Here is a 24,144-nt window from a genome sequence, read left to right as displayed (position 1 = left end):
CTCAGGCCGCCAGGGTGGTCGCGAAGGCGCCGGGCACGAGGCGTTCCAGATCCGCCATGGCGCCGAATACCGCCTCGGCCCCGGCCGTGGTGAGCCGCGCGGTGAGGTCCGGCGGGCAGTGGCTGCCGCCGGTGAAGCCGAAGACGCGCAGGCCCGCGGCCCGCGCCGCGGTCACGCCCGGTACGCTGTCCTCGATGACGACGCAGTCGCGGATCGGGGCCCTCATCCAGCCCGCCGCGTACAGGAAGACGTCCGGCGCCGGCTTGCCGCGGGCGACCCGGGACGCGCTGACGACGTTCTCGCCGAAATGCGCGAGGAGCCCGGTCGCCTCCAGGCCGCGCCGCAGCTTCGCCGGGGCGCTGCTCGACGCCACGCAGGCCGGCCCACGCAGGCGGGCCAGCATGTCGGCGACGCCCACCACCGCCCGAAGCTCGGTGCCGTAGGCCGCCTCGGTCCGGGCTCGGGTCCGCTCGAAGAAGGTCGGGGGGAGCGGGCGGCCGCGGTCGCGCTCGATCTCAGCCACCATCTCCCCCTCCGGGCGGCCGGCGAAGCGGGCGATCACCTGCGCCGTCGAGATCGGGTAGTCGAGGGCGGTCAGCTCCTCGGCGACGAGGCGGCAGACGAGGATCTCGCTGTCGATGAGCACGCCGTCGCAATCGAAGATCAGCGTCGGTCCCGGGGCGGCCGTCGGGGGGATGGTCTGCAAACGAGTCACCTGAGTGTGTGGGCAGTGGAGCGGGTCCGGCGGCTCATCCCGCCGGGGCATTGATGAAGGTCCCGGTCTCGACGAGGTGCAGCAGGCTCAGGAGGCTGCGGCTCGCCGCCGGCGGCAGGGTGCCGTTTTGCGCCTCGTAGGCGTCGAAGGGCTCGTTGATCCGGCCGGCGAAGCGGCGGCTGAAGGCTTCGAGCGTGCTCGGATCGCCCGGCTCCGGCGCCTGGAAGCGAGCGAGGATGCGGCTGATCGGGTCCTCGGTGGCGACGAAGCGCCCGAGGATCGCTGCGGCTGCCCCAGCGAGGTATGCGTCCACGTCGACGTCGCGCACGAAATCGGCATAGGCTGGGTCGCGGCGCAGCAGCAGCGCGACGCCCTCGCGCATCTCGTCCATCACCGCGGCGGAGTGGCGGCGCTGCTCGGCCGAGGTCGCGATGAACTCGTTGAGCTTCATGTCGCGGTCGCCGCCGCTCGCCTGGAACGCCCGCAGGGCGATCAGCCAGTGGGTGCCGTTGAGGAGCCAGCCCTTGATCTGCTTCTCGACTTCGAGGTGCCGGCTGAAGCCGACGGCACTGCCCGCGCACAGATCGGGCAGGATCTCGGTCCCCGGTTCCTGCGCCAGCTTGAGGGAGGCGTAGGGCTCGACCTGCACCGCGACTGTCGGGTGCGGCCCGGACGCATCCTCCTCCAGGCCGACACAGATCCGGTCGACGAGGGCGGCGACCGGCGTCACCAGCCGGAGTGCCGCCGCGCTCGCCTGCCCGGGCAGAGCCGAACCGTGCAGAACGTCTTGGGCCGAGACGGTGTTCTCGCAGGCGACGAGGAAGAGCGGGCCGACCGGCTCGCCCACCTCCCGCATCGTCGCGAGCGCGTTCAGACAGGCGAGGACAGGCGCGTAGTTCTCGGGCTTCAGCACCGAGGCGGTGACGACGACGCCCCTGGCCTTCGCCGTCGAGGCCTCGGCGATCCGCCGGGTGAGCGGCTCGATATCGCCGGACCGGTAGGTGTGGAAGCCCGCGTAGGCGACGGTCTCGTATCGCGTGCCGGAACCGTCCAGGATCCGCAGACGGTAGGTCCGGTCCGGGTTGCCCCGCAGCAGCGCGTTGCGCCGCTCCGGTCCCAGGGCCGTGGTCCCGGTCGCGTTCGCGCTCGGGACGGCGCGGTTGAGCACGACGCTCTCGGTGGTGGGGGATCGGAAGGCGGGCACGACCAGGCCCAGGCCGAGGCGGCCCGCGCCGAAATGGATGTGGAGCATGATGAAGAGATCTTCGCCCTTGCGGCATCGCCGGTTGCCGGTACCGGGCGTCACGGTCGACGCCCGGTACCGCAATTGTCAGGAGGCTTCTGGCAGCCGCTTGTCGCGCCGAATTCCGACACCGCTCGCCTCAGCAATGCGCCGGGCGGCTGGAATGTTACGCATGATCACTCCCAGGAGAGAGTCGGCATCTTTGTTGTCGTTGGACGCGTTTTTAACGTATGACATCGCTCGCCACAGATTGTTCGATTGGATGCACGACCAACCTGCCGGGTCTGGATATGATCCGGTTCGATACCGAACAGAGCGCGGGCCGAGGGGATGACGGGCCGCGTCCGTGCCTTGATACAGCTCTGGTATGCGGCCATCTCAAGCTATCGCTACCGGCAGGATGGTCGATCGAGCCACCCGGATCGGGGTCCTGAGCATTGATCCACGTTGTTGTGGCCGGCTGCGACAGCGATCGAAGATCGGAACCCCTGCCTTTCCTTTTGCTATCCACGGGTAGAATGCCGCGCTTCCATTTCAATACCTTCGGCAACCGAAATCTTCCGGACGATGAGGGCGTCGAGCTGCCGAGCTGGGCGGCCGCGCGCCACGAGGCGGTCCGCATGGCTGGCCTCCTCATTGCCGACGGGGCCGAGCGCGTGCCGATGGAGCAGGGCTGGCACATGGAGGTGACCGATGAACGCGGCCGCGTCCTGTTTCGCGTCGACTTCACCGTCGTCTGAGAGGCCACTCGCCGGGTGCGATCCCAGCAGCCAGGATTTCACCGAGGGCCGTGCTGACAACCGCGATCGTCGTGAGCGCCGAGGGGGGCGGGCGCGTCGAGATCGGCCTGTTCGGCCGCGACGGTTTCGCGTCCCCGGCCCTTGTGCGGCAGGATGCTCGCCTTCGTGTGGGTCTAACGGCTTCACGGAATGGCAGCGGGGCGGGGTGTCCCCTCCGAAGGGACTCGACCCGCCAGTCACGCCGAAACGGTGATCGGGAAGGCGCGACGACAAAGGTTTTGCATCCCATCCGCTGGGGGCAATCCTTGCGGAAGGGTCAGACATGGTAAGGCGGGCCGGGGCGTTTTCTCCGTCATGGAGACCCGGCCCGCCTGTGACGCCAGCCGAGCGGCTTTGGAGCGGCAGGCTGGTGTGACTACCGGGCCAATGATCCCCTGCTGGACTGGTTCCATGTCACTGCACTCTCACTTCTCATGGCTGCATCTCGCAGATCACGAGAGTGGCCGGTGTGCCTCCTATCCGCTTTCGACCCTCAGTCGCCCGTTGCGCGTTCACGCTGACTGAGCTCAGGTCCCAGCGTCGAAGAACCCGCCCCGCCACCTACCCGGTCGACGGGTCTTCGATGACGGTGATCCGAGCGTCCAACGTGCGAAGTCGGGCGCAGATGCGATCGGTGAGAGCAGGGGTGAGATCCCGCACGATCACCGTCACGATCGATGGTGTTCCATGACGGACCGCGACATGGCATTGCAGACCTTCTTCGATCAAAGACCCTAGCAACTCAACAACCTGTCCGACGCTCACCTCGCCCTTGCTGCGAACAGGTTCATCTGGATGCACGATGGCCTCCGTTCTCGGAACCCTGATTACAGTCCCGGGCAGCGAAATGGGACGAGGATCAGCCGCCATCCAGCCGGCGCTGGATCCACTCCTGCGCCTCGTCCAGATCGGCGAACTTCGGCTGACTTGGGTCATCAACCCGGCCGAACCCCGCCTCCAGGAACCACATGCCTGCCTCGTCCCCATGATCGTCAGAGAGGCGCACCAGCATGGCCACCAGGAAGCCATCGGCAAACACCAACTGGCTCTCTGCATCGTTGCTGTCCGTCGCGATCGGCACGGGCTGAAGGTGAAGGCTCATGCTGCGCGGCGTTCCAGGTGCAGGTACGTGGGATCAAAGTCACACAGGTGGGCGAGTTCCCGCCAGTCGTTGATCTCCAGCCTGCCGCCGTGCAGCGTAATCCATCCTTTGCCGCGCAATTCCTTCAGCACACGGTTGACGTGGACGTTCGACAACCCGAGCGCATCCCCGAGATCTGCTTGCGTGAGCGGCAGCCGATAGGCGTGATCCCGCGCGAGCCCCACAGCCTCAAGCTTGACGTATAGCTCGCAGAAGAGGTGGGCGACCGCTTGCAAGGCCGTGCGCCGTCCGATGCCGGTCATCCACTCCCGGAAAACCGCCCCATCCACCAGCGTGTCACGCCAGAGGATCGCCGCGATGCCGGGGAAGGTGGCCGTCAGTTCGAGCAGCGCCTCGTGCGGGATGAACGCCACCGTAGCCTGAGACTGTGTGCAGACGCTGTGATCCATCACCTTCAGGTGCAGGCTCTGGAGGTCGGGGATGTCGCCCGGGATGTGGAACGAGAAGATCTGGCGCTTGCCCTCACCGAGGATCTGGTAGCGGCAGGCCCATCCCTCCAGGAGGAGGCAGCACTGCGAGGGGCGGTCCTTCTCGCGCACGATGTCCTGCCCTGCATTCAAGGGCCTGACCGTGACGGGCAGATGCCCGATCGCATTCTTCTCCTCGTCGGAGAGCCGCGCGATGCTCTCCAGCTTGCGGATCAGCATGTCTATGGAGTGGCTCGGTACGGGGGCCATCGCGACTCCCCCTTGCGTTTGCAGGTGGAAGCGCACGGCTCTCCCGGCCATCGACACCTGTCTCGGATCCGCCGATGATAGGATGGATCTGGATCATATGCGGCTTTTTACAAGCAACATGGATTAATAGTCGCACGAATAATTTTGGCTGGAGCCATGCGTTCACAGCGGATTTTACTCCGTGGCGGCTCCAAATCTCGGCAGGCAGCGTAAAGGGGTGCTTCCCCTCGAGGGTGCGCGCCTCATCCAGGCCCGGTGCGGCCGCATCCGGGTGCTCGACCGTGCCGGCCTGGAGGACGCAGCCGGAGATGCGTATGGACCGGCCGAGATCGAGTACGAGCGCCTGATCGCGCCCCTGCGTCGGAGGGCGGTTCGTCCCTCACCCCAGCCTCGCGGCGATTGAAGCCGGTGGGCGCCCGGCGGACCGTGCATGCGGCCGCTCGCCCATGCGTCGGCCGGAACGCCGCCTGGCCGTCGCCTCCCGGACGCCTCCGGTGGGGCGGAGCGTCATCTCACGTGTGCGCAGTCGAGGGATGCTGCCGGGCCGCGTGACATTTGCTATACGAACTCGATGCGAGATGGCGAAACCGAACTCGACATGATCAAGCGGCACGTTCAGGACGGCGTCCGCCACATCGCGAAGCAACGTGCCCTCATCGATCGTCTGCGACGCCATGGTTTGCCGACAGACCAAGCCGAGGCACTCCTGGTCAACTTCGAGCTCATCCAGCGGCAGCATCAGGACCATCTTTCCCGGATCGAGGCACGCGATGACATGTCCCTCTGATGGGACCGGCGTCACGCTGGGCACATCCGTATTTTTGAGATCGGCTCCAGGCGGATAGCTACGGTATGGTCCTGGTTCATGCTTTCCTGAAGGGGCCGATCAGTCGCTCATATTCCCGTTCGGCCACACCGTAGGTGTCGCCCGCTGCCGCTTCGAGCTTGGCGCGATCCAGGATCGTGATCCGGGCTCGCTTTGCCCGGATCATGCCTTTCCCTTCCAGCACGTGGGTGGCCAAGGTCACCGTGGCGCGCTGCACCCCCAGCATCAGGGACAGGAACTCGTGCTTGAGGGGAAGCTCGTCGCCGTCGAGCCGGTCATGCGCGAGCAGGAGCCACCGCGCGAGGCGCTCCTCCACCGTGTAGCTGCCGTTCGAGAGCGCAGTCTGCGACAGGACGAGCAGGAAGGCCTGCACGTAGCGCATCAGCACGCCGGTCAGGGCAGGGCTCTGCCGCATCGCCTCGCGCAGACGGTCGGCCTCGATACGCAGCCACGTCCCGGGTGCCTGGATCGAGGTCTCGTGCGGAGTGCGGTCGGCGCCGAGAACGAGAGCCGTGCTCACCATGCCGTCTCGCCCGAAGATGCCGACCTCCAGGTTGCGCTGGTCATGAGTCTTGGAGACGATCGAGGCCAAGCCGCTCTCGGGAAAGTAGGCGTGGGTGAATGGCTCGTTCGCACCGACGACGACCGCCCCAATCTCGAGGGGAACGGGCACGAGATGAGGCGTGAGCAGCGCGAGATCGGCGTCCGGCAGCGCCCGGAGCAGGCAGTTCTGAAACGGGTGGGCCATGATCGTCCCGATTGCCGCATCGGGTCAGAGCCTGACCGTAAGCAGCTGGACGATGTGCCTTGCACCGCACAGCCGAGGCGTCATTCGCTTATGTGAATAGTCGCCGTGGGGGTGGGACTCGACACGTGCCACCTCGAAACTGGATCCGCCATCGACTGAACCGACATTGATCTCTTGGCTCGCGCCATCCGAAGCGGCCGTTCCGAGACTCGAAACTCATCGCGACTGCCGGACGACCTGTCTGCGCTGCGGGCGTCATGGGCATCCATCATTCCGCCGCGAGGTCCTTCGTCGACCGATGCGGGGGTGCGTGTGCGCGTGGAATGTTGGTAAATAACCTTTCGCAGCACTCAATACATGGGTTAATGAGGCCTTGTCTGTGCATCATACATGATGAGGTTCATCAGCAACCCAGCACATAGGGAGCGACGACAGTGGAGCGAGCGCATGTCGAACTCGACGGCGAACTCAGCGATCTCGTCCTGGAACTCGCGCATGATCATGATGTGTCCTGCGATGCGTTGACCGTGCGGACGATCGAAGAACTCCGTCGCCTGGAGGATCTTGCGCGGCACAGCGGTGAGAACCGGCAGACCCTGCAGAAGATCATGTCGGCGCGACGCATCCTGGGGGACCGGGTTGACTTCGGACCGATTGGAACTCCAGGTTCTTCGCAAGATGGTATACAATCCATGAGGCCGTTCCCCGGAGCCCCGCTCAGCGACCGATGACGGCCGGTCTCGCCGAACCGCCGGGCGACTTACAACGGCCTACCGGCCAACCTGTGCCGCGCGAAACCGACCAGGCCGGCCAGGATCGCGATCCCGGCGAGGGCCGAGACGGTGGCGCGGCCGGCCCGGCGGCGGGCGGGCTGGCCCCAGCCGCCCCGTGCGCCTGTGCCCTCGCGCATCGGGCCGTACAGGATCCCGCCGGACGGTGGCGCGTCCGGGCCGGACTCCAGCAGGAACCGGCGGGCGAGGTCCGCCACGGCGCGCCCAGTCGTGTCCGGCGCCAGCGCGTAGGGCGCCGCGAGGGCGTGGTGCAGCCCAAGTCGGACCGACCGGCGGGGCCGGCGCGCGAGGGACACCATTGCCTCGGCCACCCGCTCGGGAGTGAGAACGGGCGGGACGGGACGCAGGGCGCGCCCGGTATAGTTCGCCGAGTGGATGTCGGTCGGCGTGTCGACGAAGCCCGGGTAGACGCCGCACACCGCGATGGCGCTCGTCGCCGCCATCTCGTGGCGCAGCGCCTCGGTGAACCCGGTCACGCCGTACTTGCTGGCGCTGTAGGCGGCCGCGAATGGCATCGGCAGGCGACCGCCGAAGGACGAGACGTTGATGATCACGCCGCGCCCGCGAGGGCGCATCACCCGGAGAGCGGCGTGGCTGCCGTTCATCACGCCGATCAGGTTCACGGCGATCAAGCGGTTCTGGTGCGCGATCGGGATGGTGGCGAACGAGCCCCAGAGGCTCAGGCCGGCGCCGTTGATCCACACGTCGATGCCACCGAATGCGGCCTGCGCCGCCTCCGCCACAGCGTGCATCCGCTCGGGATCGGTCACGTCGGCCTCGATCGCGAGCGCCCTCGCGCCAAGGTCCTCACAACGGCGCGCCAGCCGTTCGAGCGGCGCGCGCCGACGCGCGACCAGAACCAGGGCGGCGGCGCGGCGCGCAAAGGCCAGGGCGGCCGCCCATCCGATTCCGCTGGACGCGCCGGTGATCACGACCGTCCGTCCCGTCAGATCCCTCGCTCCGTCATCGCTCAGCCTGTCGTTGCTCGCCATGCCACATCCCCGCTGCCTGTCGCACGCGCGCCCTGTCTCACGGCCTCACGACGGAGCACGCCGACGCCGTTGCTGGAGCAAGGCCAGCAAGTCTTGCCCTGCGATTAACATTCATCAAAGCGTTGTCTCACGAAGAGAAGTCGATTTAACGAAAATCAATGAAAACACGCCGACTTCTGTGCTGTTGTGCATGCAGCCAACCCACCAGGCGCAAAGGCGTTCCGGGAAACCGGCCATCGTCCATTCCCGGCTAGCCATACGCCCGCACCGGTGATCGTCTCCGCGCATTCCGCGGATCTTCCCCGGGCCGGACCTTGCTCGGAGGTTCCGCCCCCTCTCGCGAGCGATCCATGCGGTTCATTCCCTCACGCATCCACGCCATCCTCGACTACGGAGCCGGGCTCGTGCTCATCGCGCTGCCCTATCTGCTCGGCTTTGCCGACGGCACGGCGGCGCAGTACGTCATGCAGGCCGTCGGCGCCGCGCTCCTGCTGATGAGCTTGTGCACCGACTACGAGCTCTCCGCCGTCAAGCTCATCCCCCTGCCGGTCCATCTCGGCGCCGATGTCGCGGCCGGGCTGCTGCTCGTCGTCTCGCCGTGGCTGTTCGGGTTCGCCGACCGGGTGACATGGCCGCACGTGGTCATGGGCGTCCTCGAAATCGGCGCGGGACTGACCACGCGCGCCGCGCGCGACGACCGCATTGCTACCTCCACGGGAGCCTCCGCGTGATCAGCAGACGCCTCCACGCCGCCAGCGATTACGCCATTCCGGCCTTCATAGCGGCGCTCGGTCGGACGAAGGGGCGCGGCCCCGGGACGCGCAGGGTGATGAGCGTCGGTCCGGTCTGGCACCTCGCCTACACGCTCGTCACCCGCCACGAGGGCGGCCTCCTGCCCGTCCTCTCGATGCGGGCGCATCTCGCCCTCGACACGGCGAGCGCCCTTTCCTTCGTCGGTGCCGGGCTGCTGATGCGCGAGGAGCGGCGCGAGGACCGCGCCCTCCTGGTGGCGCTCGGCCTCGCCGAACTCGCCCTGGTGGCGATGAGCGACCGTGGGCCGGAGCGGACCGGGACGGAACCGGACCGCAGGGTTGCCCGGCCCCGCCGCAACCTGCGCGACTTCGACCCCTACACCGACCGTAACGGCCAGGATTTCGGGCAGGACGATCCCCTCGACGTCGCGCGGCCCGACGACCTGCGGCGCCGGATGGACCGCGAGCCCGACTGGCAGGCGGAGGTCGTGCGGATCGCCTCCGACCGGGCCCGGCTCGACGCGGTGGCGGGCGGCAGCACCGACACCGTCGCGGCAACCGAAGCCGAGACGCCGCCGGAGACCCTCCGGCGCCTGAGCGACGCCTCGTCACGGATGCCCGCGGCGGGCCTGCACGCCGATCCGCGCCACATGAATCCGGGCGTGACGCCGATCGGACCGAGCGACGATCCCACCATGCAGTCGACGAGCTGAGTGGTCACGCCGCGATCCCTGCGGCGGGATCCCCCCGCGCCTCGTCGAGGGCCCTGGCGTCCCTCGCGATCACGAGGCCGACGTCACGCGACGTCGGGTCCCCCGCCGGACGGACCGCTGGGCCAATGAGCCGCCAGGGCCTTCAGCGAGGCGCGGGCGGAGCGATGCAGGATGAAGATGCCGCCCGCCGCCTCCCAGAGTGCGCGGTGGGTCGGCGTGTCGTCGATGAGCACGTCGCCCGGACGGCAGTGGAGACGCTTCTCGACCGCCAGGCAGGTGATGAGGCGCGTGCCCGGAAAGTGCTCCGCAACCCAGCGGTGCTTCTGCGGCTGCGCCCAGGTCCCCCGCGGGCACCCGGTGAGGATCACCGGCTCCAGGGACCGAACGGCGTCGAACAGCGCCATCGCGTCCGGCATCAGCGGGAGCTGCCCGTAGAAATCCGGGGCACGAGCGAGCGCGGCCCAGAACCGCGCAGGGCCGTGGCGCTGCTGGTACTCGCGCGGCGGGCAGCCGAGCACGCGGGTCGCGCCCGCGTCGAAATCCGCCAGCACGCCGTCACAGTCGAGATAGAGCTGCATCACCTCGCCAACGCACCCGCCTCGCGGTGGATCCGTCGCAGCGGGGGGACGTTGCCCATGCCCGCCGTGCGGGCCCGAGGCATCCTTGCCGAGGTATCCTTGCCAAGCACCGTCTTCCTGGTTCCGTAATGGCATCCTGGTCCGACCCCGAACTCTCCCTGGTCCCTCTGCCGGGCGTGACCCTGCACGTCGCCGCAGCCGGCCCGGCGGACGGGTCGCTGACGATCCTGCTGCACGGTTTTCCAGAAGCGTGGTTCGCCTGGCGGCACCAGATCGGCCCGCTCGCCGCCGCGGGACTGCGGGTTCTGGCGCCCGACCTGCGCGGCTACAACCGCAGCGACAAGCCGCGGGAGATCGCCGCCTATCACCTCGACCGCGTCGCCGACGACGTGCTGGCCCTGGCCGACCGGCACGGCGCCCAGCGGGTGCGGCTCGTCGGGCATGACTGGGGCGGCATCGTCGGCTGGTGGCTCGCCGCACGCTCGCCCGAGCGGATCGACCGGCTCGCGATCCTGAACGCGCCGCATCCCGACGTGCTCGCGGCCTATGCGCGTCGCCACCCGGTCCAGGCCCTGCGCGTCGTCTACTTCGCCCTGTTCCAGGTGCCAGTTCTGCCCGAGGCAGCCCTGCGCGCGGCGGACTTCCTCGCCCTGCGCCAGGCCCTGCACCTGACGAGCCGGCCGGGGACCTTCGCGGACGAGGACATCGCCCGCTACCGCGAGGCCTGGGCGCAGCCAGGCGCGCTTGAAGGCATGCTCAACTGGTACCGGGCGATGCGGCTGAAGGACCGTCGCGAGCTCGCGCCGATCCCAGTCCCGACCCTGATCCTGTGGGGCCGCAAGGATCCGGCGCTCAGTCCCCACCTCGCCACCGCCTGCCTGGAGCTGTGCAAGCAGGGCCGGATCGCGTGGCTGCCCGAAGCGACGCACTGGCTCCACCACGAGGAGCCGGAGACGGTCGCGGCGGAGCTGACGGCCTTCCTGACCGGATGAGGCCGGGCCGGCGCGAGGTCCTGGCTGCGTCCGTGCTCGTCCTCGCGCGGAGGGCATCGGCGCGGCCGGCCGACGAGAAACCCGAGACGGAGAGATTCATGACGCACGCGGTCCTGCTCGGCGATTCCGTCTTCGACAACGGCGCCTACGTGCGCGGCGGCCCCGACGTGGCGCGCCAGCTGCGCGCCCTCCTGCCAGACGGGCGTGCGACGCTGCTCGCGGTCGACGGGGCGGTGCTGGCGAACGTGCCGGGCCAGCTCGCCGGCCTGCCGGATGACGCGACCCACCTCGTCGTCAGCGCGGGCGGCAACGACGCCCTGCGCGCGTCCGGCGTGCTCGATGGGCCGGTGCACTCGGTGGCGGAGGCGATCGAGCGGCTCGCGAGCACGCAGGATCGCTTCCGGGCGGAGTACCGCGCGATGCTGGACGCCGTGCTGGCGCGCGGGCGCCCGACGGCCCTCTGCACCATCTACGACCCGCGTTATCCCGATCCGGTCCGCCGACGCCTGACCGCGACGGCCCTGGCGATCCTCAACGATGTCGTGACACGCGAGGCGGCGGCGCGCGGCCTCGTGCTCCTCGACCTGCGGGTGCTGTGCGGCGAGGATGCGGACTTCGCCAACCCGATCGAACCGTCGGTTCAGGGTGGGGAGAAGATCGCGGCGGCGATCGCGGCGTTCCTGCGCCGGGACGCCGGGTTGCCCGGGGGCCTGATCATCGCGCGGCCCTGAGGACCGACCGCCCCGGCGCGAGGGCGCCGCCAGCGTGTCCTCTCAGCATTCCTCGGGGCGCTGAGCCAGTGCTCGCCATGGTCCGGCCCTCGCCATGGCCCTGCTGCGGCAATCGTGAGCGGCTTGCCGGGCTCACAACCCACTCGGGAAGGTCTCGCTCTCGCCGGATCGGATCTCTCCGGCCAGTAGCGGCGTGACGGCGCGCGTCTCCTCAAGCCAGACATAGGCGTCGAACTGCTCCGGCAGCACGGCATCGAAATAGTGGCTCTGCAGCTCGGTGCGCGGGCGGTAGACGACGCCGATCGCCCGCTCGCGGCGCGGCGCGGTCCAGGCCTCCCGCAATGCTGCCGAACCCGGCGCCCGCAGGTCGAGGAAGGCACGCGGCAGGCCCGCCTCCCGGAACAGCGCCTCGTGGCTGTCCTCCCGGACCGGCCGCACCTTCATCACCTGCATCGGCTCGTCCCAGTCGTCGGCCGCCGCCACCGTGCCGCGGTCGGTCCCGAAGCCGACGAGGACCGCCTCGTCGCCATAGGCGGTCTTGGCGAGTTCGCCGATGTTGAACTCGCCTTCCCAGCCCATCGCGGTCGCGCCTGCGTGGCCGATATGCGAATTGTGGGCCCAGACGACCGCCTTGCGACCGCCCGCGACGAGGTGCTGGAGCGTATCGAACATGTGCCGGTCGCGGATATTCCAGGATTCGACGGAGCCGCGATACATGATGCGGTAGTACTGTTCGGCCGCGCGCACGATGCGGGCGTTCTGCGCCGCGTCCAGATAGGCATCCGGATCCTGGGCAGTGTAAGCGAGCTGCTTTTCCTGAAGATCGTGCAGGATCCGTGTGACCGCCTCCTCGCAGGGGTGCTTGGCGCCGAACATCACCTCGCGGCCGTAGCGTTCGGGCTTGGCGTGCCAGGGCGAGAGGCAGCCGTAGCGGTCGCGGGCCTGGCGTGCCGCGGCAGGATCGACCCGGTCGAGGTAGTCGAGCACGGCCGCCATGGAGGCGCCGAGGCTGTAGACGTCGAGACCACGGAAACGGACCTGGTCCGCCGCCTGCCGCCCTGCATTGAAGGTGCGCAGGCCGCGCGCGGGGTCCAGGATCTCGCGGTTGCGCCACATCCAGGTGGGGAAGCGGGCGAAGGTCTCGTCCGGGAACGGCGTGTCGGCCCGGTGGCGGAGGTAGCGGTCGATCCTCGCCGCGTCCGGCCAATCGGCTTCGACCGCAACGACGCGGAAGCCGTGGCGCGCAACGAGACGCTGCGTGATGGCGGCTCTCGCCTGGTAGAACTCGGAGGTGCCGTGGGTGGCCTCACCCAGCAGCACGATCCGGGCCTGCGCGAACCGGTCGGCGAAGGCGGCGAAACTGGGATCCTCCATCTCCGGCAGCGGCACGAGCCGCTCCCGCAGGAGCGGCGTGATCCGGGTCCGGGCTACTGAGACGACCATGCCGGTGGTCCTTTCGTTGGTGGGCTTCCCTCGCGAGCCTCCGCGACCTCAGGCCAGGAAGCGGCGGAACGCGGCATCGACGATCGCCGTCGGGACCACGTGGCCGCCGCTGAACGGGTGGTAGGCGACGTCGTAGCCCGCCTCAGCCAGCACCGCCGCCAGGCGGTCGCCGCAGCGGTCGAAGGGCAGGACCGGATCCTGTCGCCCGTGCGAGATGAAGAGGCGGGGCGCGCCCTCCCGGCGCGCCGGCGCGGCGAAGCCGGGGGAGAAGGCGAGGATGTCCCGAAAGAGGTCGCCGTTGGCAAGGCCGAGCGACAGCGCGTAGGAGGCGCCGTCCGAGAAGCCGGCGACCGCGATGCGCCGGTGGTCGACCGGCACCTGCGCGAAGATCCGGGCCAGGGCCGCGTCGAGGAAATCGGTGTCCGGCCCGTAGGCGTGCTGGATGACGTCCCAGGTCGCCCCGCGGGAATCGGGCGCCAGCACAGCCACGGCGTGCTCCTCCGCTGCCGCGGAAACCAGGGGCAGGACGTCCCGGGCCGAGGCCCCGGCGCCGTGCAGCATGATCAGGAGGGGGACCGGCCGCGTGGCGCCGGCCGGAACGTGGAAGACCCCGTCCCGTCTCCGGCCGAGGCCGATCGGATGCGTCCCGGCCGCGGCGGGCTCCGCCGGCCCGTCGCCGGGCCGGGCCGTGAGGATCCCCGAGGAATGGGGGTCTGCCTGCTTCATCCGTCTCGCCTCCGGATCGGTTGCGGTCACGGGCCGGCCGGCGTCACCCGCCAGACCGTGTTGCCGAGATCGTCCGCCACGAGGAGCGCGCCGCGCGGATCGACCGCGACGCCGACCGGGCGGCCGCGGGCCCGGTTCTCGCGATCGAGGAAGCCCGTCACCACGTCCCGGGCCTTGCCGCTCGGCCGCCCATCGGCGAACGGCACGTAGACCACCTTGTAGCCGTTGAGCTCCTGGCGATCCCAGCTGCCGTGCTCGCCCACGAACGCCCCGCCGCGGAAGTCGGCGCCGAGGCGGTCGGTGCGCGAGAAGGCGAGGCCCAGCGGCGCGACGTGGGAGCTCAGGCCGTAATCCGGCTTGACCGCATTCGCCACGAGGTCCGGCCGAGGCGGCTGCACCCGCGGATCGACGTGCTGGCCCCAGTAGCTGTAGGGCCAGCCGTAGAAGGCGCCCTCGCGCACCGAGGTGAGATAGTCCGGCACGAGGTTCGGCCCGATTTCGTCGCGCTCGTTGACGATCGCCCAGAGCCGGCCGGATTGCGGCTCGAAGTCGAGGCCGGTCGGGTTGCGCAGGCCGCTCGCGAAGGTGCGGTGCGCGCCGCTCAGGCGGTCGATCTCCCAGATCTCGGCCCGGCCGCGCTCGGCCTCGAGCCCGTGCTCGGTGATGTTGCTGTTCGAGCCGACGCCGACATAGAGCTTGGTCCCGTCGGGGCTCGCGGCGAGCGCCTTGGTCCAGTGGTGGTCGATCGGGCCGCCCGGCAGGTCGGTGACCTTGGTGCCGGGCTCGGTGATCTTCGTGTCTCCCTCGCGGTAGGGAAAGCGCAGCAGCGCGTCGGTCGCTGCGACGTAGAGGTCCTGGCCGACGAGCGCCACGCCGAACGGCGAGTTGATGTGCTCGAGGAGCACGCTGCGCACCTCCGGGATACCGTCGCCATCGGCGTCGCGCAGCAGCGTGATGCGGTTGCCGCCCTTGGCGCCGGCGCCGGCGAAGGCCATGACCCAGCCCATGACCAGGTCCTTCGGCCGCCGCACCGGCTCGACGTTCGGACCGTTGGCCTCCACCACCAGCACGTCGCCGTTCGGCAGGACGGTGACCTGGCGCGGATGCGCAAGGCCGGTGGCGAAGGCGTTGACCCGGAAGCCCTCGGGCACGCTCGGCGTGGCGTCCCCGGACCAGCCGACGGCACGCGCGATGCGCATCGGCGGCAGCAAGTAGTGCTGCGGCTCGGGCAGGACCGGATCGGGACCAACCTGACTCTGCGCGTCGAAGGCCTCATCGTGAGAACCGACGACTTGGCAGCCGGTGAGCAGCAGCAGGGCGCCGACGAGGAGGGCGGGACGGCGCGGGCTCATGAGGCCACTCCGACGCGGTGGCGGTAGACCATCGCCCAGCCGAGCCAGCCGGTGACGCACAGGATCAGCACCACGAGGCCCGACAGGATCAGCCCCGTCGGCACCACCGAGGTCCAGCCGTCGCGGCTGTGCACGAAGGCGTTGACCAGCGACAGGCCGAGAACCAGGACGTTGCCGAGCATGTGCGCCCAGGCCGGCTTCTGCGCCCGCACGCGGCGGTGGCCGAGGAAGTCGGTGAGGCCGGCGAGCGCCGCCAGCACCCCGAAGACCAGCCCGGCGGCGAGCAGCCAGGCCGAGAAGTTCGCCCATTGCATGTCGGCGGTGCGCCAGTAGGCGAGGTCGGTGGCGAAGGCCCCGACGAAGCAGACGATCGGGAACGGCACCAGCATCGGGTGAAGCGGATGCCCGGCGATCTTCGCCGTCGAGGGCGGATTGCCGGGCTCCGGGGCTCGGTCCGTCGCGGCACGACGGGTCACGGCGCTGTCGGTCATGAATCCTCCGGGGGATGGCCGGCGTGTCGGACAACGTCAGGTCGGACGGACGTTCCGGCGCGACCGCGCCTCGCGTCGGGGTGTTTCGGTGTCGTGACCGTAATGGTGTTCAGCCGGCGGCCAGCGACGGGCTGGTCGCGGCGGGCGTCGCGGCCGGGCGCGCCGGGGCGGGCCGCCCGAGCTGGGTATCGATGCGCCGGAAGGCGGAGAGCGCCTGCCCGACGATCTGGTCCATGTTGTAGTAGCGGTAGGTCGCGAGCCGGCCGACGAACCAGACGTCGGTTTCCGCCCGCGCAAGGCGCTCATAGCGCTTGAACAGGGCCTGGTTCTCCGGCCGCGGCACGGGATAGTAGGGGTCGCCCTCGGCGCTCGGATACTCGTAGGTGAGCGAGGTCTTCGGATGCTCCTGACCGGTCAGGTGCTTGTACTCGGTGATGCGGGTATAGGCCTCGGTCTGGGGATAGTTCACCACCGCGACCGGCTGATGCTGGGCCACATCCCGGGTCACGTGCACGAAGCGCAGCGAGCGATAGGGCAACCGGCCGAAGCGGAAATCGAAATACTCGTCGATCGGCCCGGTATAGATCACCCGGCGATGCGGGATCACCTCGCGCAGATCGCGAAAATCGGCGTTCGTCATCACGTGGATGTTGGGGTGGTCGAGCATCCGCTCGAACATCCGCGTATAGCCCTGGGCCGGCATGGCCTGGAACGTGTCGGTGAAGTAGCGCTCGTCGCGATTGGTGCGGGTCGGCACCCGGGCGGTGACCTGGCGGTCGAGCTCGGAGGGATCGAGCCCCCATTGCTTGCGGGTGTAGCCGCGAAAGAATTTTTCGTAGAGTTCGCGGCCGATCGCCGACACCACCACGTCCTCGGAGGTCCGAATGTCGGCCACCGGCTCGGCCCGCGCGGCAAACCACGCCTCGAGTTCCTCGGAGGTCAGCGACAGGCCGTAGAGGCGGTTGATCGTGTCGAGGTTGATCGGGATCGGCACCTGCATCCCGTCGACCATCGCCAGCACCCGGTGCTCGTAGGGGCGCCAGGCGGTGAAAGCCGACAGGTAATCGACGATCGCCTCGGAATTGGTGTGGAAGATGTGCGGCCCGTACTGGTGGATCAGCACGCCCGCCTCGTCGAGCCGGTCGTAGGCGTTGCCGCCGACATGCGGCCGGCGGTCGACGAGGAGGACGCGCTCGCCGCGCCGGCGCGCCAGGCGCTCGGCCAGCACGCTGCCGGCGAAACCTGCGCCCACGATCAGCCAATCGTACATGTCTCGGGACCTCTCGGGTGCAGAAAGAAGGGGATCAGGCCGGGGTGGGCATGTGCGCCAGGAGAAGCGGGGCCTCGTCCTGCCGCAGCCCCTCGCGCAGGAGCGCGTGCATCGCGTCCCAGGTCCGGTCCCAGGAGTTGTGCGCGAGGTGGCGGTCGACCCGCTCGCGCCAGGCCGCCAGTGGCTCGGCGTGCAGGGCATCGATCGACAGGGCGACGCTCGCCGACGTCTCGGCGATCGCCACGAGGCCAGCCTCGCCGTAGTCCCGCAGCACGTCGACGATCGGAGTCGAGATCACGCGCAGGCCCGCCGCCAGGAATTCGGGCGTCTTCGTCGGGCTGATGAACCGGGTCGCCTCGTTGAGGGCGAACGGCATCAGCCCGAGGTCCCAGTGGCGCAGGTAGTCGGGCAGCTGTCCGTAGGGCTTCGGCCCGAGCCAGTGGATGTTTTCCCGATGCGGCAGGCTCTCGGGCTCGATCTTCACCACCGGGCCGATCATCACGAAGTGCCAGTCCGGCTTCAGGTCGGCGGTCGCGGCCAGGAGGTCGCGGTCGAGCCGCTCGTCGATGACGCCGAAGAAGCCGATGCGCGGGTGCGGGATCGCGGCCTGATCGTCCGGGTCCGGCCCCGCCTCCCGCGCCCTGGCGAAATGCGCCGCATCCACGGAGGACGGGAAGCAGTGGATGGACGGATGCGCCCCGCGCTTGGCCTCGTAGAGGCTGCGCCCGCCGGTGAAGACGAGATTGGCCTGCGTGAGTAGTTCGGCCTCCTGCGCGACGAGGTCCGGCGACGCGCCACGGAAGGCCGACAGCTCGTCCATATTGTCGTAGACGGTGAGGTCGCGGGCGAGATCCCCCGAGACACCGAGCGCGGCCGGCGTGTAGTACCAGAACACCCGCGTCTCGCTGTCCCATCTCTGCAGGTAGTCGCGGATCATCCGCGCCTGGATCCAGTCCGCCGCGTAAATGCGGCTCTGCGGCAGCACCGGCACCGCGACGGCGATACCGGGTGCCACCGCCTCGACCCGCAGCCGGGGGGACTCTGCCGGTTCGAAGACCGGCTCCTCGATGAAGAGGACGTCGAAATGTCGTGCGGCACGGCTGAGCAGGTGCTGCGGGCGCTGCCAGACGAAGCTCCAGCGCAGGTGCGAGAAGCAGACCAGGAGCGGGCGGGGCGGTACGTCGACGACGATCACGGAGGAGGGACGGTCGTGGTCCTCAGGATGGGTCTGGCCGCGGCCATGAGGCGGGCTGCGGCGTTGGTCGGCATGGTGTGCGCCGCCGATCGCGTGCGTGTCTTTCACACTCTACCCTTCATGCGAGTGGGCAATTGAACCGACCAACGTCAGATATCTTCGAACGTTCTCGCACGGCCGATTATATTTCACGCCAATAGCAAGCACATGTTAATGTCATTATTTGCCTTTTCGACCGGGAAGCCGGCCCATGCGCTGATCTTTAACTTGTGCTAATCCCAAACAACAGGCGTGCGACGGTCCGGAACGATGCCAAAGGGAGAGGCTTGTGCCGGTTGCAGAGCGGGTGAGGCGGCGGGGCGCGACGGAATGCTGGAACTCTGGGGTGGCGTCGAGTGCAGCATCGTGCGGGTGGGTGACGCTTGGCGCGATCAGATCGCCGAGACCGGCCACCGCGACCGCCCGGACGACCTCGACCGCGTCGCTTCCCTTGGCCTCACCACCCTGCGCTACCCGGTCCTGTGGGAGTCGGTTGCGCCGGAGGATCCCGATGTCTGCGACTGGACCTGGCACGACGACCGCCTGGCTCGGCTGCGCCGCCTCGGCCTTGCGCCGGTCGTCGGCCTCGTCCATCACGGCAGCGGGCCGCTCTACACGAACCTCCTCGATCCCGGCTTCCCGCACGGGCTTGCCCGGCATGCCGGGCGCGTCGCCGCGCGCTACCCTTGGATCACCGCCTTCACGCCGGTCAACGAGCCGCTCACCACCGCCCGCTTCGCCGGGCTCTACGGCCACTGGTACCCGCACGCCCGCAGCGAGGACGCCTTCCTGCGCATGGTGGTCAATCAGTGCCGGGCGACGCTGCTCGCCATGCGGGCGATCCGCGCCGTCACGCCCGCGGCGCGACTGATCCAGACCGAGGATGTCGGCAAGACCTTCAGCACGCCGGCGCTCGCGGGCCAAGCGGCCTACGAGAACGAGCGGCGCTGGCTCAGTCTCGATCTCCTCTGCGGCCGGGTCGATCCGGCGCATCCCTGGCACGCGCGCCTGCGCGCCGCCGGGGTCGCGCCGTCGGACCTCGACGACTTCCTCGGCGGCGAGGCCTGCCCGGACGTGATCGGGGTCAACCACTACCTGACGAGCGAGCGCTACCTCGACGAAGCGCGCGGAGCCTACCCGTCGCATCTCCACGGCGGCGACGGGCAGCGGCGCTACGCCGATGCCGAGGCGGTGCGGATCCGCCACCTCGCCGGGCTCACCGGGCCGAGGGCGCGCCTGACCGAGGTCTGGGAGCGCTACCGCCGGCCCCTCGCGGTCACGGAGGTGCACCACGGCTGCACGCGCGACGACCAGCTGCGCTGGCTGGCCGCGGTCTGGGACGCGGCGCGCGACGTGCACAAGGCGGGGGTGCCGGTCCAGGCCGTGACGCTCTGGTCCCTGTTCGGGGCGATGGACTGGAACTCGCTCCTCCTGAGCCGGAAGGGCCATTACGAGCCCGGCGCCTTCGATATCCGGAGCCCCGAACCACGGCTCACGGCGCTCGGCCGCGCCGCGCAGGACCTCGTAAGGACCGGACGGATGCGCCACCCGGTCCTCGCCGCGCCGGGCTGGTGGGGCCGGGCCGATCGCTTCTATACCCAGGAGCGGGAAGCGACGGAGAGCAGCCTGCTGCCGGCACCGCCCGCCACCGACGCCATTCCGGGTGCCTGCATCGCCATCCTGGCAGGGGTCGGTCCCTACGGCGCGGTGATCGGGCGGATCTGCACGGCGCGCGGCCTCGCGTCCCGCCTCGTCGACGAGGAGGCGCTCACCACGCTCCTCGCTGAGGGGCGGGCCTGGGCGGTGATCGATGCCACATCCCTGGCCACGGCCGCTTCGGCCAAGCGCTATCCTGGCGGGACCTTCCGGGCCGACGTCCGGGCGGGCGGGCGCATCGCCGGGCTCTGCGCCCGGGCCGGCCTGCCGCTCGTCGCCTTCTCGTCCGACCTCGTCTTCGACGGCCGGCTCGGGCGGCCTGCCCTCGAGAGCGACTTCCTGCGGCCGGCCGGCCCCTACGGGATGAGCGAGGCCGAGCGGGAGGCGGGCATCCTGTCGGCGCATCCGCGGACACTCATCGCTCGCACCAGCCTGGTCTTCGGCCTCGACGATGGCAGCGACGAGGCCGGACGCATCCTGGCGGATCTCGCCGAGGGGTTCAGCCGGAGCTTCCCGCGGGCGGAGATCGTCTCGCCGACCTACCTGCCCGACCTCGTCCACACCGCCCTCGACCTCCTCATCGACGGCGAGAGCGGTCCCTGGCACCTCGTCAATGCCGGCGAGACGAGCTTGGCCGTCTTCGCCGCCCGCCTCGCCCGGGCGGCCGGCCTGCAGCGACCCGTCTCGCCGGAGCCGGAAGGCGGGCGCAACACCGCGCTCGCCAGCGCTAGGGGCCGGCTGATGCCGCCCCTCGACGACGCGGTCGCGCGCTTCGTTGCGGCCTGCCGCCCGCGCGTCCCCGGGAGGCTCGCCGCCGAATGAGCGTCGCGTCCCCGTTCCGGAGCGTCTTCCTCGCCGGTTTCGAATGCTCCACCCAGCGCCGCGCCGATGGCCGCCGGCTCGACCTCCTCGCCGCCACCGGCCACGACGTCCACGCGCTCGCCGATTACCGCGCGCTCGCAGCCCACGGAATCCGGGCCGCCCGCGACGGCTTGCGCTGGCACCGGATCGAGACGGCGCCCGGCCGCTACGACTGGTCGAGCGCCCTGCCGATGATCGAGGCCGCCGCCGAGGCCGGAATCCAGGTAGTGTGGGACCTATGCCATTACGGTTGGCCCGACGATCTGGACATCTGGTCGGACACCTTCGTGACCCGCTTCGCCGCCTTCGCGGCGGCGGCAGCGCGGCAGGTGCGGGCGGCGTCCGGCGAAAGCCCGTTCTTCTGTCCCGTCAACGAGATCTCCTACTTCGCCTGGGCCGGGGCCGAGGTCGGCCGCATCGGCCCTCTCGCCACCGGGCAGGGGGCTGCGCTCAAGCGCCAGCTCGTGCGGGCGTCCCTCGCAGGCATGCGGGCGGTGCGGGCGGTCGAGCCGACTGCTCGCTTCCTCCACGCCGAGCCGGCGATCCACGTCGTCGGGGATCCGGAGAGCGAGGCCGCGGCTGCGGCGTACCGGGAGGTGCAGTACGAGGCCCTCGACATGGTGGGCGGACGCCTCGCTCCCGAGCTCGACGGCGGCCCCGATTTCCTCGACGTCGTCGGCGTCAACTTCTACCCCGACAACCAGTGGGTCCATGGCGGCTCGACGATTCCCCTCGGCCACAACGCGTACCGGCCGTTCAGGGAGATGCTCGCCGAGGTCCATGCGCGCTACGGCCGGCCGCTCCTCGTCGCCGAGACCGGGGCGGAGGGTACCGCGAAGGCGGCCTGGCTGCATTACGTCTGCGGCGAGGTCCGGGCGGCGCGGGCGGCCGGGGTGCCGGTTCTCGGGATCTGCCTCTACCCGATCCTCGACTATCCGGGCTGGGACAACGACCGCCCCTGCGCGGTCGGGCTGTTCCACACGCATGATCCGACCGGGCGCCGCGGCCTCGACCGGCCTCTGGCGGAGGAACTCGGCGCGCAACGAGCCCGCTTCGCGGCGGAAGGTGACGGCGATGCGGCCTGAGACGAAGCCGGAGACCGGACCGGCGCATCTGGCGAGCGGCGGCCGCTTCGTCCTGCACCATATGCGCGTCTGGCGCTGGCATTTCGGCAGCCTGTTCGCGCTCGTCGTCGCCTCGGCGGCCTGCGGGGTCGGCCAGCAGGTCGGCCTCAAATTCCTCGTCGATGCGATGGCGGGGCCGCCGGGCTTCCAGGGCGCGGCGCTCTCCGCCCTCGCGCTGTTCCTGGTCCTGATCGCCGCCGAGGCTTTTCTCGCGCGCCTCACCGGGTGGCTCGCCTGCCGCGCCACGGTCGGGGTCGGGATCGACCTGCGTACCGAGCTGTTCGACTTCCTGAGCGCCCAGTCGATGCGCTACTTCGCCGAGAACCTCGCGGGCTCGCTCGGCCAGCGGGTCACGGCAACCGCCGGCAATTTCGGTGCTCTGGTCAACACCTTCGTCTGGCGCATCATTCCGCCTGTCGTCGACGTCGTCGGCGCGGTGATCGTCTTCGCGAGCCTCGACCGCGGGCTCACCGCGGCGCTGGTCGCCCTGATCCTCGTCGTCACCGCCGGGCTGATCCGGTTCGGCGCGCGGGGTCGGCCGATCCATCGGGCCTATTCGGGCGAGGCTGCCGGCATCGCGGGCGATCTCGTCGACACCATCGCCAACATGTGGACGGTGAAGGCGTTCTCGGCGCGGGCCCGCGAGCGGACGCGGCTCGAGGCGGGGTTTCGCCGCGAGGCCGCGGCGCAAGCCCGGAGCTGGCTCTACCTTGAGAAGGCCCGCCTCATCCACGACGTCGCACTCTGGCTGCTCGCCGCCGGCATCCTGACCTGGACGCTCCACCTGTGGAGCCGGGGCGACGTGAGCGCCGGCAGCGTCGTGGTGGTGGCGAGCCTGACCCTGCGCCTCGTCCACTCGTCGAAGGACATGGCGCTCTCCCTCGTCGACGTGGCGCAGTATTTCGGCTTCATCGAGGAGACGCTGGCGGTGATCGCCAAGCCGGTCACCGTGTGCGACGCACCTGGCGCCCCGGCGTTGGTGCCCCGCGGCGGCGCCGTCGCGCTCGACCGGGTCACGTTCTCGTACGGCGTGGGCCGGTCGGTGCTCGATGGCGTTACGCTGACGATTCCGGCCGGGCAGAAGGTCGGCATCGTCGGGCCGTCGGGAGCCGGCAAGTCGACCCTCGTGCACCTGCTCCAGCGCCTCTATGATGTCGAGAGCGGCGAGATCCGCATCGACGGCCAGCCGATCGCGGGCGTGCGCCAGGACTCGTTGCGCGACGTGCTGGCGGTGGTGCCGCAGGAGATCGGCCTGCTGCACCGCTCGGTGATGGACAACATCCGCTTCGCCAGGCCGGAGGCGAGCGACGAGGAGGTCTTCGCCGCCGCCCGCGCTGCGTCCTGCGACGGCTTCGTGCGCGCCCTGCCGGAGGGCTACGCTACGGTCGTCGGGGAACGCGGCACCCGGCTCTCCGGCGGCCAGCGCCAGCGCATCGGCATCGCTCGCGCGCTCCTCAAGGCCGCGCCGATCCTGCTTCTCGACGAGGCGACCTCGGCGCTCGATACCGAGACCGAGATGGCGATCCAGGGCGCGATCGTGCGGCTGATGCGCGATCACACGGTGATCGCGGTGGCCCACCGCCTCTCGACCCTCACCGCCTTCGACCAAATCCTCGTCGTCAGCGAGGGACGAGTCGTCGAGGACGGTACGGTGCGCGACTTACGCGAGGCGGGCGGGCTGTTCGCGCAGATGTGGGAGCTCCAGGCCGAGGGCCTCTCCGCCGACGTCGTGATGGACGTAGCTTGATATCAGGGTGGCCCAGAGCCGGCCGTGTTCCGATCTCAACAGCAGCAGAAAGCGTGGCATCTCGATGTCGATCCCCGAGAGTGCCAGAGACTGGCTACTAACCCCAAGACGCGGTGTCTCGACGTCGGAATGTCCGCTCTCGAGAGGCGAGCGTCTATTTCCCTAACCGGAACTGAAGTCCGCTGATGGCGCAAAGCCGACCATCCTCGAAGCCATTAGCCAAGTCACGCAGGTTTGCAGGGCCGACCTCGCCGCGCAGCTCGCCCCGGCCCTCGCGGCCGCCACGCCCGAAGCGATCGCCCGGGCGGTGGAGCGCATGCCGTCGATCGGCCGGTACCCGACCGAGATGGCGAGCCACAAAGCCCGGACGGCCCTGAGGAGCGGGGACATTTCCGCCTGGAATCTCGACCGCCAGCTCGCCGTCGCCGCGTCCCTCGGGCTCCGGGCCTGCATCATCCTATGGTCCTGCCCCGGTTTGTGGTCCGTGGCCTATGCAAGTTCTCGGGCTGTGACAGCTTGGTTGGCGAAGGCTCGAGGCGTC

General features: G+C 69.8%; 24 protein-coding genes. 9 read left to right on the top strand and 15 right to left on the bottom strand.

Annotation, left to right across the window (positions count from 1 at the left end):
- Position 1: 1 nt before the first annotated feature.
- Together MFF64_RS32500 and MFF64_RS32495 are read right to left on the bottom strand one after the other, a co-directional pair.
- Complete coding sequence (locus MFF64_RS32500; protein ID WP_438823117.1) at positions 2-715, bottom strand: HAD family hydrolase; 714 nt, start codon at positions 713-715, stop codon at positions 2-4.
- Positions 716-749: 34 nt separating this feature from the next.
- Positions 750-1,967 (bottom strand): hypothetical protein, encoded by a 1,218-nt coding sequence (locus MFF64_RS32495; RefSeq protein WP_238193397.1) that lies wholly within the window; start codon positions 1,965-1,967, stop codon positions 750-752.
- Positions 1,968-2,476: 509 nt separating this feature from the next.
- On the opposite strand from MFF64_RS32495, the gene MFF64_RS32490 reads away from it, so the two are divergent.
- Positions 2,477-2,698 (top strand): DUF6894 family protein, encoded by a 222-nt coding sequence (locus MFF64_RS32490; protein ID WP_099902832.1) that lies wholly within the window; start codon positions 2,477-2,479, stop codon positions 2,696-2,698.
- 600 nt (positions 2,699-3,298) lie between these two features.
- On the opposite strand, the gene MFF64_RS32485 is transcribed toward MFF64_RS32490, so the two are convergent.
- Genes MFF64_RS32485 through MFF64_RS32475 form a run of 3 tightly spaced genes read right to left on the bottom strand, consistent with a single transcriptional unit; the run spans position 3,299 to position 4,546 of the window.
- A complete protein-coding gene (locus tag MFF64_RS32485; protein ID WP_133123446.1) occupies positions 3,299-3,538 on the bottom strand; it encodes a hypothetical protein in 240 nt (79 codons plus the stop codon).
- A gap of 58 nt (positions 3,539-3,596) precedes the next feature.
- Positions 3,597-3,839, bottom strand: a complete 243-nt coding sequence (locus MFF64_RS32480; RefSeq protein WP_099902835.1) for a hypothetical protein — start codon at positions 3,837-3,839, stop codon at positions 3,597-3,599.
- Entirely contained in the window at positions 3,836-4,546 is a 711-nt protein-coding gene (locus MFF64_RS32475; RefSeq protein ID WP_238193396.1) for a Crp/Fnr family transcriptional regulator, read from the bottom strand. Before MFF64_RS32475 ends, MFF64_RS32480 begins: the two co-directional genes overlap by 4 nt.
- Before the next feature lie 460 nt (positions 4,547-5,006).
- Here MFF64_RS32475 and MFF64_RS32465 point away from each other — a divergent pair, with 460 nt between their 5' ends.
- The gene (locus tag MFF64_RS32465) at positions 5,007-5,363 is read left to right on the top strand and encodes a hypothetical protein (protein WP_238193395.1); all 357 of its coding nucleotides are present in this window, start codon (positions 5,007-5,009) and stop codon (positions 5,361-5,363) included.
- A 76-nt stretch (positions 5,364-5,439) separates the two neighbouring features.
- Here the strand turns inward: MFF64_RS32465 and MFF64_RS32460 are convergent, their stop codons facing one another.
- The 3 genes from MFF64_RS32460 to MFF64_RS32450 form a co-directional block, all read right to left on the bottom strand.
- Positions 5,440-6,150, bottom strand: coding sequence for a Crp/Fnr family transcriptional regulator (locus tag MFF64_RS32460; RefSeq protein WP_238193394.1), 711 nt, complete (start codon positions 6,148-6,150; stop codon positions 5,440-5,442).
- Positions 6,151-6,512: 362 nt separating this feature from the next.
- Entirely contained in the window at positions 6,513-6,725 is a 213-nt protein-coding gene (locus tag MFF64_RS32455; protein WP_099900484.1) for a hypothetical protein, read from the bottom strand.
- A gap of 185 nt (positions 6,726-6,910) precedes the next feature.
- The gene (locus MFF64_RS32450; protein ID WP_238193393.1) at positions 6,911-7,933 is read right to left on the bottom strand and encodes an SDR family NAD(P)-dependent oxidoreductase; all 1,023 of its coding nucleotides are present in this window, start codon (positions 7,931-7,933) and stop codon (positions 6,911-6,913) included.
- A gap of 350 nt (positions 7,934-8,283) precedes the next feature.
- Between MFF64_RS32450 and MFF64_RS32445 the strand changes: the two genes are divergently transcribed.
- The gene (locus tag MFF64_RS32445) at positions 8,284-8,664 is read left to right on the top strand and encodes an SPW repeat domain-containing protein (RefSeq protein WP_238193392.1); all 381 of its coding nucleotides are present in this window, start codon (positions 8,284-8,286) and stop codon (positions 8,662-8,664) included.
- On the top strand, positions 8,661-9,398 hold the full coding sequence (locus tag MFF64_RS32440) for a hypothetical protein (protein ID WP_238193391.1): 738 nt from the start codon (positions 8,661-8,663) through the stop codon (positions 9,396-9,398). The genes MFF64_RS32445 and MFF64_RS32440 overlap by 4 nt, the downstream gene beginning before the upstream one ends.
- Before the next feature lie 83 nt (positions 9,399-9,481).
- Here MFF64_RS32440 and MFF64_RS32435 read toward each other — a convergent pair whose 3' ends face one another.
- Positions 9,482-9,976 (bottom strand): 5' nucleotidase, NT5C type, encoded by a 495-nt coding sequence (locus tag MFF64_RS32435; RefSeq protein ID WP_309296479.1) that lies wholly within the window; start codon positions 9,974-9,976, stop codon positions 9,482-9,484.
- A 128-nt stretch (positions 9,977-10,104) separates the two neighbouring features.
- Between MFF64_RS32435 and MFF64_RS32430 the strand changes: the two genes are divergently transcribed.
- Together MFF64_RS32430 and MFF64_RS32425 are read left to right on the top strand one after the other, a co-directional pair.
- Positions 10,105-10,968 (top strand): alpha/beta fold hydrolase, encoded by an 864-nt coding sequence (locus MFF64_RS32430; protein ID WP_238193389.1) that lies wholly within the window; start codon positions 10,105-10,107, stop codon positions 10,966-10,968.
- A gap of 98 nt (positions 10,969-11,066) precedes the next feature.
- Positions 11,067-11,699 (top strand): SGNH/GDSL hydrolase family protein, encoded by a 633-nt coding sequence (locus MFF64_RS32425; RefSeq protein ID WP_238193388.1) that lies wholly within the window; start codon positions 11,067-11,069, stop codon positions 11,697-11,699.
- 132 nt (positions 11,700-11,831) lie between these two features.
- Here MFF64_RS32425 and MFF64_RS32420 read toward each other — a convergent pair whose 3' ends face one another.
- From MFF64_RS32420 to MFF64_RS32395, 6 genes are all read right to left on the bottom strand, one after another.
- Positions 11,832-13,142, bottom strand: a complete 1,311-nt coding sequence (locus tag MFF64_RS32420) for an erythromycin esterase family protein (RefSeq protein WP_238193387.1) — start codon at positions 13,140-13,142, stop codon at positions 11,832-11,834.
- A gap of 48 nt (positions 13,143-13,190) precedes the next feature.
- Positions 13,191-13,868, bottom strand: coding sequence for an alpha/beta hydrolase (locus MFF64_RS32415; RefSeq protein WP_238193386.1), 678 nt, complete (start codon positions 13,866-13,868; stop codon positions 13,191-13,193).
- A 26-nt stretch (positions 13,869-13,894) separates the two neighbouring features.
- Positions 13,895-15,220 (bottom strand): PQQ-dependent sugar dehydrogenase, encoded by a 1,326-nt coding sequence (locus MFF64_RS32410; RefSeq protein WP_238193385.1) that lies wholly within the window; start codon positions 15,218-15,220, stop codon positions 13,895-13,897.
- Entirely contained in the window at positions 15,217-15,609 is a 393-nt protein-coding gene (locus MFF64_RS32405) for a DUF2231 domain-containing protein (protein ID WP_238193405.1), read from the bottom strand. The genes MFF64_RS32410 and MFF64_RS32405 overlap by 4 nt, the downstream gene beginning before the upstream one ends.
- A 211-nt stretch (positions 15,610-15,820) precedes the next feature.
- Positions 15,821-16,981 carry a UDP-galactopyranose mutase gene (gene glf, locus MFF64_RS32400; protein ID WP_238193384.1) on the bottom strand — a complete coding sequence of 387 codons (1,161 nt, stop codon included), beginning with the start codon at positions 16,979-16,981 and terminating at the stop codon, positions 15,821-15,823.
- 34 nt (positions 16,982-17,015) lie between these two features.
- A complete protein-coding gene (locus MFF64_RS32395; RefSeq protein WP_238193383.1) occupies positions 17,016-18,284 on the bottom strand; it encodes a glycosyltransferase in 1,269 nt (422 codons plus the stop codon).
- 261 nt (positions 18,285-18,545) lie between these two features.
- Here MFF64_RS32395 and MFF64_RS32390 point away from each other — a divergent pair, with 261 nt between their 5' ends.
- From MFF64_RS32390 to MFF64_RS32380, 3 genes are read left to right on the top strand one after another with little or no spacing between them, the layout of a single operon-like run.
- Positions 18,546-20,693: a sugar nucleotide-binding protein gene (locus MFF64_RS32390; protein ID WP_238193382.1), complete on the top strand. Its 2,148-nt coding sequence runs from the start codon at positions 18,546-18,548 to the stop codon at positions 20,691-20,693.
- Positions 20,690-21,817: a glycoside hydrolase family protein gene (locus MFF64_RS32385; protein WP_238193381.1), complete on the top strand. Its 1,128-nt coding sequence runs from the start codon at positions 20,690-20,692 to the stop codon at positions 21,815-21,817. Before MFF64_RS32390 ends, MFF64_RS32385 begins: the two co-directional genes overlap by 4 nt.
- Positions 21,807-23,603: an ABC transporter ATP-binding protein gene (locus MFF64_RS32380; protein WP_238193380.1), complete on the top strand. Its 1,797-nt coding sequence runs from the start codon at positions 21,807-21,809 to the stop codon at positions 23,601-23,603. Before MFF64_RS32385 ends, MFF64_RS32380 begins: the two co-directional genes overlap by 11 nt.
- Positions 23,604-24,144: the final 541 nt, after the last annotated feature.

The sequence above is a fragment of the Methylobacterium frigidaeris genome (assembly GCF_022179185.1).
Lineage (GTDB): Bacteria > Pseudomonadota > Alphaproteobacteria > Rhizobiales > Beijerinckiaceae > Methylobacterium > Methylobacterium frigidaeris.
The sequence above is the reverse complement of the archived record's forward strand: the minus strand, read 5'-3'. Positions and strand labels throughout refer to the sequence as shown.

Excerpts from the sequence above, each read along its gene's own strand:
- MFF64_RS32495 (WP_238193397.1), bottom strand. The coding sequence starts at position 1,967 with ATGCTCCACATCCATTTCGGCGCGGGCCGCCTCGGCCTGGGCCTGGTC.
- MFF64_RS32490 (WP_099902832.1), top strand. The coding sequence starts at position 2,477 with ATGCCGCGCTTCCATTTCAATACCTTCGGCAACCGAAATCTTCCGGAC.
- MFF64_RS32480 (WP_099902835.1), bottom strand. The coding sequence starts at position 3,839 with ATGAGCCTTCACCTTCAGCCCGTGCCGATCGCGACGGACAGCAACGAT.
- MFF64_RS32475 (WP_238193396.1), bottom strand. The coding sequence starts at position 4,546 with ATGCTGATCCGCAAGCTGGAGAGCATCGCGCGGCTCTCCGACGAGGAG.
- MFF64_RS32465 (WP_238193395.1), top strand. The coding sequence starts at position 5,007 with ATGCGGCCGCTCGCCCATGCGTCGGCCGGAACGCCGCCTGGCCGTCGC.
- MFF64_RS32460 (WP_238193394.1), bottom strand. The coding sequence starts at position 6,150 with ATGGCCCACCCGTTTCAGAACTGCCTGCTCCGGGCGCTGCCGGACGCC.
- MFF64_RS32450 (WP_238193393.1), bottom strand. The coding sequence starts at position 7,933 with ATGGCGAGCAACGACAGGCTGAGCGATGACGGAGCGAGGGATCTGACG.
- MFF64_RS32445 (WP_238193392.1), top strand. The coding sequence starts at position 8,284 with ATGCGGTTCATTCCCTCACGCATCCACGCCATCCTCGACTACGGAGCC.
- MFF64_RS32435 (WP_309296479.1), bottom strand. The coding sequence starts at position 9,976 with ATGCAGCTCTATCTCGACTGTGACGGCGTGCTGGCGGATTTCGACGCG.
- MFF64_RS32430 (WP_238193389.1), top strand. The coding sequence starts at position 10,105 with ATGGCATCCTGGTCCGACCCCGAACTCTCCCTGGTCCCTCTGCCGGGC.
- MFF64_RS32425 (WP_238193388.1), top strand. The coding sequence starts at position 11,067 with ATGACGCACGCGGTCCTGCTCGGCGATTCCGTCTTCGACAACGGCGCC.
- MFF64_RS32420 (WP_238193387.1), bottom strand. The coding sequence starts at position 13,142 with ATGGTCGTCTCAGTAGCCCGGACCCGGATCACGCCGCTCCTGCGGGAG.
- MFF64_RS32415 (WP_238193386.1), bottom strand. The coding sequence starts at position 13,868 with ATGAAGCAGGCAGACCCCCATTCCTCGGGGATCCTCACGGCCCGGCCC.
- MFF64_RS32410 (WP_238193385.1), bottom strand. The coding sequence starts at position 15,220 with ATGAGCCCGCGCCGTCCCGCCCTCCTCGTCGGCGCCCTGCTGCTGCTC.
- MFF64_RS32405 (WP_238193405.1), bottom strand. The coding sequence starts at position 15,609 with ATGCTGGTGCCGTTCCCGATCGTCTGCTTCGTCGGGGCCTTCGCCACC.
- glf (WP_238193384.1), bottom strand. The coding sequence starts at position 16,981 with ATGTACGATTGGCTGATCGTGGGCGCAGGTTTCGCCGGCAGCGTGCTG.
- MFF64_RS32390 (WP_238193382.1), top strand. The coding sequence starts at position 18,546 with ATGCTGGAACTCTGGGGTGGCGTCGAGTGCAGCATCGTGCGGGTGGGT.
- MFF64_RS32385 (WP_238193381.1), top strand. The coding sequence starts at position 20,690 with ATGAGCGTCGCGTCCCCGTTCCGGAGCGTCTTCCTCGCCGGTTTCGAA.
- MFF64_RS32380 (WP_238193380.1), top strand. The coding sequence starts at position 21,807 with ATGCGGCCTGAGACGAAGCCGGAGACCGGACCGGCGCATCTGGCGAGC.